Raw genomic sequence first — 5,107 nt, forward strand, 5'->3', positions numbered from 1 at the left:
GCGGACTCCTTCGTACGGGCGGAAGGGCGGGAGGGCGGGTGGGTCGGGTGCCGGCGTTCAGGGCGCGTCGGTGAGCGCCGCGTGCAGGGTGACCGGCCGGGGCCGGAGCTGGTGCAGGTCGAACAGCAGCAGTTCGTTGGTGCCCGCGCGCAGCCAGGGCGCCGGGCAGTACAGGCGCTGCTGCGGGCCGATCTGCCAGTAGCGGCCCAGGTTGCGGCCGTTGACCCAGACCACGCCCTTGGTCCAGCCCGACAGGTCGAGGTAGGTGTCGCCGAGCCGGGTCAGCTCGAAGGTGGTCCGGAAGAAGATGCCGGGCCGCCGCGGATCGCCCACCCCCGGGACGAGCGAGGCGACGAACGGCTCGTCCATCGGCAGCAGCGTGGTCCGCCAGTCCGTCAGCTCCCCGGTGAGCGGACCGGCGTCCCGCAGCGTCACCGGGCCGAGGAGGCCCTTGCGGTCGGCCAGCGCCAGGCCGGTGTTGGTCCGGCCCATGCCCTCGACCAGCATGTCCAGCCGCGGGCCCGGGGCGCCCGTGGCCGTACCACCGGCCGGGCCCAGGTCCAGGGTGGGCGGCGGGCCGTCGGTGGCGATGCCCAGCGCGTCGGTGACGGCCGCGGGCAGCGACTGCCGGGCGAAGGTCCCCAGGTACCGGCCGTCCAGGCAGACGGTCGCGTAGTCGTGCACCCGCTCCGCGGCGAGCCGCCCGCCGCGCAGGCCGGGCAGCCGCCTGCTGTACAGCACGAAGCCGGTGTTCTGGCCGTACGCCTCCATCGGCCGGGGGGCGGCGCCCGGCTCGGCGGGCAGCGGACCGGGCAGGTTGTCCCAGAGCGAGGCGTACGGCTCCGGCAGCAGCGCGGGCACGTCATCGCCGGTCAGGGTGGGCACGGCCGCCGGTGGTTGCGGCGGCGGGACGGCCAGGTGCGCGGCGATCACCGCGCGGTACGCGGCGTAGCGGGCGGTGGGCACGCCCTGTTCGGTGATCGGGGCGCCGTAGTCGTAGCTGGTGATGTCGGCGCGGTAGCCGCCGCCCAGGTCGTCGGCGTTGGCCCCGGCGGTGAAACCGAAGTTGGTGCCGCCGTGCACCATGTAGATGTTGAACGACAGGCCCTGCTCCATGCAGCCGCGCAGGGCGGCCGAGATGTCGTTGCCGCGCCCCTGGAAGGTGTCGTCGCCCCAGTGGGTCAGCCAGCCCGGGTAGACCTCGCCGGCCAGCGCGGGTACACCGGGGAACGCCCGGCGGGCGGCGGCGATTGCGGCCGCGTCACCGCCGCTGAGCCCGATCGCGCCGCCGCCGACCACGGTCCGGGCGCTCTCGGCCTGGGCGAGCACGTCCTCGGTGTAGAACGGCCCGTCGACGCCGTGGTCGAGCCACAGCCTGCGCAGCTCCTCCAGGTAGCCGGAGCCGCTGCCGACGGACGCGTACTCGTTCTCCAGCTGCACCATCAGGACCGGACCGCCGTTGGACGCCAGCAGCGGCCCGATCCGGGGCGCCAGCGCGGCGACGTACCGGGCGACGGCCGCCAGGTACCTGGGGTCGTCCGCGGAGCCGACCCGCAGCCGGATGTCCGGGTCCCGCAGCAGGTACGGCGGCAGACCGCCGAGGTCCCACTCGCCGCAGACGTACGGGCCCGGGCGCAGCAGCACCCGCATCTCCTCCTGCCGGCACAGGTCGATGAAGCCTTCGAGGTCGCGCCGGTCGGTGCGCAGGTCGAAGACGCCGGGCGACTCCTCCAGCTGGTTCCACATGACGTACAGGGCGATGGTGTTCAGCCCCATCGCGCGGGCCGTCCGGATCCGGTGGCGCCAGTACTCGACCGGGATCCGGGCCGGGTGCATCTCCCCGCTGCGGATCTGGAACGGCGCGCCGTCGAGCAGGAACCCGCTGCCGTCGGCGGTGAAGCCGAACCCGCGCCGTCCGGCCCGAGCCGCCGCCGGGGCCGCGCCGGTGACCAGCGCGGCGGGGCCCAGGATCCCGACGGACAGGAAGCGGCGACGATCCACGGTGCCCTCCTCGCGAACCGGCGGTGCACGTACCGCCTCTGACCGGCAGTCAACCAGGGCACCCGCCCCGGCCGGCGGCAGGACGCGCCGGGGCCGTAGTGCGGTTCGCCGGCGCGTCCGGCCGCCCGGGCCCGCTCCCCCCGGCGTCGCGAGTGGCGGGCCGGTACCCGGTCGGGGCAGCCTGGAACGGTGGGGCGGCCCCGGGGGTCGCTCCCGGACGGCAGGAGGCGGATCATGGCCGAGGTCGACGTCCTGGTGGTCGGAGCGGGCCCGGTCGGGCTGACGGCGGCGGCCGAGTTGCGGCGCCGCGGCGTCGACTGCCGGATCATCGACCGGCTGCCCGCCCCGCAGCTGTACGCAAAGGCCGTCGGCGTCCAGCCCAGGACGCTCGAGCTGTGGGAGGCCATGGGAATGTCGCGGGCGGCACTGGACGAGGCCGTCCCGATGCTCGGCCAGCTGCTCTTCGAGAACGGCCGCCCCGGCCCGAGGGTCGAGCTGGCGCTGCCGCCGGAGATCCCGTACCGCTTCGCCGCGCTGCCGCAGTACACCACCGAGCGGCTGCTCACCGAGCACCTCGCGGGCTACGGCACCACCGTGGAGCGGGGCACCGAGCTGCTCTCGGCCGAGCAGGACGAGGACCTGGTCAGGGCCACCCTCAGCACCCCCGACGGCACCGAGCAGCTCCGTGCCCGCTACGTGATCGGGTGCGACGGCGCGCACAGCCGGGTGCGGCGCGCGGCCGGTCTGAGCTTCGAGGGCGACGCGTTCCCGGAGCAGTACATGCTCGGCGACGTGGAGGTCGACTGGGACCTGCCCGCCGGGTACGGCGTCCGGGCGAGCCACCGCGACGGCGACGGCCGGGTGGACGACATCCTGGTGTGCATCCCCCTCCCCGGCCACCGCCGCTACCGGATGTCGATGACGGTCCCGCCCGAGCTCGGCGGCGGCGCCGACGGGCCGGACGGCGTCACCCACGGCCTCGACGCCGGCCGGGTCCCCGAACTGCGGCACATCCAGGACGTCCTCGACCGGCTCTCGCCCACCCCCACCACCGCCTCCCGCCTGCGCTGGTCCTCGACGTTCCGGATCAGCCACCGGCTGGTCGACCGCTACCGCACGGGCCGGCTGTTCGTCGCCGGGGACGCCGCCCACATCCACCCGCCCACCGGCGCCCAGGGGATGAACACCGGCGTCCAGGACGCCTACAACCTGGCCTGGAAGCTCGCGCTGGTGGTCCGCGGCGTCGGCGCCGAGGACCTGCTGGAGAGCTACCAGGCCGAGCGGCACCCGGTGGGGGAGGAGGTCGTCGGCCGCACCGTCCGGCACGCCAGGGACGGCGTGGACGCCGACCCCGAGGACCTCACCACCGTCCTGCTGCGCGAGGCGCAGCTGCTGGTCGGCTACCCCGACAGCCCCCTGGTGGACCCGGCCCCGCCCGGCGGCCTCCCCGGCGGCCCGGTGCCCGGGGACCGCGCCCCGGACTGCACCGGGCTCACCCGCGACCTCGCCGCCTTCCCGCAGCGCCTGTTCGACCTGCTGCGCGGCCCGCACCACACGCTGCTGCTGTACGCCGGCCCCGGTACCGCCGCCGACGCGCTGCACGCCTGCGCCGCCGCGGCCACCACGGCCGCGCACGGCCTGCTCGACGTCTACGTCCTGACGGCGGACGCCCGGCCGGACGGCCTGCTGCTGCCGCAGGCCGAGGACACCGCGGGCGCCTTCCGGGCCGCCTACGCGCCCCGCGGCGGCGAGGCCTTCGTCGTCCGCCCCGACGGGTACCTCGGCGGCCGCTTCCACCCGGCTCGCCCGGAGCACCTCACGGCCCACCTGCGCCGCACCTTCGCCGCGACGGGCGCCGGGGGCGGGTGACCGCCCCCGGGCCCGGCGGCGGCCTCACTCCCGGGCGAGCATGGCCTCGGCCTCGGCCACCAGGTCGATGTACGGCTCACCGGTGACGTCGACGGCGACCCGGTGCAGGGTGCCGCCGGTGAAGGTGCAGGGGGCGGGCGAGGGGTAGTCGGAGGTGACGGCCTCGCCGCTGTCGCGGCCGACGGTGAGCCCCTCCCCGGCGAGGGTGAACCGGCCCGGCTGGGTCCTGATCCGGCCCTCGCCGACCTTCCGCTCACCGTGGTAGAGGCTCAGGACGCCGGTGGCGACGCCCGGGGTCACCTCGCCGTCCTTCTCGAAGGAGGCGGCGAGGATCACGTCGGTCCCGGTGGGCAGCTCCTCGGAGCCGGTGACGTGCTGCTCCTCGCTGCCGAGGAAGTTGTACACGTAGTGGAGCCGGTCGTCCTTGACGTAGAGCGCGTGGCCGCCGAACCGGCCGCCGTGGGCGAACAGCACGCCCGAGGCCCCCGGGCCGGGGAGGTCGACCAGCGCGCCGATGCTGTAGGAGCGGTTGCGGATGTTGACCGCGAGGGTCTCGGGGACCTCGGAGCCGCCGGGCCGGTACACGTAGCGGCCGCGCGGCGGGGTCAGCTGCGGCCGCGGGGTGGAGAGGATCTCCAGGGCGGAGCGGTCGTCGAGCGGGAACGCCTGGTTGACGCCAGCCTCGTAGAACCACAGGCCGATCAGCCGGCTGAGCCGGGCGGGCTCCTGCTCGGCGAGGTCGTGCAGCTCCGAGCGGTCCACGTCGGTGTGGTACAGCTCCCAGGTGTCCTCGTCGAACCGGCTCCAGCCGCTGATCGCAGGGTGGGTGGTGACGGCCTTCCAGCCCTGGTGCCAGATGCCGCGGGTGCCGAGCATGGAGTAGAACTGCGTGTTCCGGGTGGTGGGAACGCCCGGGGCGTCGAAGCTGTAGCGCATGCTGACGCCCTGGAGCGGGAGCTGGGTGTACCCCTTCACCGTCTCCGGCAGCTCCAGGCCGATGCAGTCCAGCACGGTGGGGACGATGTCGATGGCGTGGTGGTACTGGGTGCGGACCTCACCGCGGGAGGCGATGCCGGCCGGCCAGGCGATGATGCACGGGTCGCAGGTGCCGCCGTTGAAGGAGTACCGCTTCCACATCTTGAACGGCGTGTTGAAGGCCATCGCCCAGCCGTTGGGGTAGTGGTTGTAGGCCTCCACCCCGCCGAGCTTGTCGATCATGGCCAGGTTCTCGGCGAGG

3 protein-coding genes are annotated in these 5,107 nt (G+C 74.9%); 1 reads left to right on the forward strand and 2 read right to left on the reverse strand.

From position 1 onward, the window contains the following. Positions 1–57 precede the first annotated feature (57 nt). Positions 58–2,001, reverse strand: a complete 1,944-nt coding sequence (locus AA75_RS28505) for a beta-galactosidase (RefSeq protein WP_082526886.1) — start codon at positions 1,999–2,001, stop codon at positions 58–60. Between the two features lie 234 nt (positions 2,002–2,235). On the opposite strand from AA75_RS28505, the gene AA75_RS28510 reads away from it, so the two are divergent. After that, positions 2,236–3,870 carry an FAD-dependent monooxygenase gene (locus AA75_RS28510; protein WP_033823156.1) on the forward strand — a complete coding sequence of 545 codons (1,635 nt, stop codon included), beginning with the start codon at positions 2,236–2,238 and terminating at the stop codon, positions 3,868–3,870. 24 nt (positions 3,871–3,894) lie between these two features. Here the strand turns inward: AA75_RS28510 and AA75_RS28515 are convergent. Next, on the reverse strand, positions 3,895–5,107 hold a 1,213-nt coding region (locus AA75_RS28515; protein ID WP_033823157.1), incomplete at its 5' end, for a sulfatase/phosphatase domain-containing protein.

The sequence above is a fragment of the Kitasatospora sp. MBT63 genome, from assembly GCF_000710465.2.
Taxonomy (GTDB): Bacteria; Actinomycetota; Actinomycetes; order Streptomycetales; family Streptomycetaceae; genus Kitasatospora.